At 67.1% G+C, this 966-nt stretch carries 1 protein-coding gene; it reads right to left on the bottom strand.

Annotated features, from left to right (window positions below):
• Positions 1-904, bottom strand: a 904-nt coding sequence (locus tag KWI83_RS37765) for an IS982 family transposase (RefSeq protein WP_218518885.1), incomplete at its 3' end; no start/stop codon positions are given.
• Between the last annotated feature and the right edge of the window lie 62 nt (positions 905-966).

Genomic DNA, 966 nt, shown 5'->3' with positions numbered 1-966 from the left:
AGGCGGTCAGTGAGCGTAGGACGGGCTGTCCTGTGTGGTCGTTGTGCCAGATCGCGGCGGTCATTGCGAGGATGCGTTGCATGACGCGGGCGACGACACCGCCGCGTGTGCGTCCTCGGTGCTGTTCGAGATCGAGTTGGCCCTTGAAGGTCTCGTTCACCGACTCGATGACCTGCCGCAACGGTTTGAACAGGGGCGCTCCGGGCCGCTCCGGCTCGCCTTTGCGGGCCGGCCGCAGCAGCCGGATGTCCAGCTCGGCCAGTTCGTGTTCGAAGCTCCGGCCGTAGTAGTTCTTGTCGCCGATCAGCGTCTGGGATGGCCGTTCGGCGACCAGGCCGGGTTCGGCAGCGAGGAGGTCCAGCAGGGTCTCGCGCTCGTCGGCCTTGGCGCCGGTCAGGGCGAAGGCGACGGGCAGGCCCTGCAGGGTGCACACCAGGTGCAGCCGCAGGCCCCAGAAGAAGCGGCTGTGACTGGCGCAGTACCCGTACTCGGCCCATCCGGCCAGGTCGGAACGTTTGACGGTCTCGCGGGAGCGGCCGCATTCCACCGGTGTGGAGTCCACGATCCACACGTCGTCGCTCCACACGGAGGTGTCGGTGGCCAGCAGGCGGGTGACCCGGCGAAGCAGGTCGGTGTTCTTGCGCAGCCGCTTGTTGTAGCCGGGCTGCTTGGGCAGGTACGGGAAGAGATGCCGCAGGTGGGAACGGGCGTGACGCAGCCACCTGGCCTCGGAGGTGAAGCCGAGCATGGCCTGCATCATCGCCAGGGTGACCAGCTCGGCATCGGTGAGCCGCGGGGCGATCCCCACGACCGGCCGCCATGGCGCCAGATGCGGAGACGCCTTCAGCAGGTCGTCGGTCTTCACATAGAGTGCAGTCGCGAGGGTGTCCAACTCTGTCTTCACACACTGACGTTGGACGCCCTCGTCCCATGCGCGCAGCCGATCCCTTGGAATCGATCGTCTAG

The organism is Streptomyces sp. TRM70350 (assembly GCF_019219825.1).
Classification (GTDB): Bacteria; Actinomycetota; Actinomycetes; order Streptomycetales; family Streptomycetaceae; genus Streptomyces.
The sequence above is the reverse complement of the archived record's forward strand: the minus strand, read 5'-3'. Positions and strand labels throughout refer to the sequence as shown.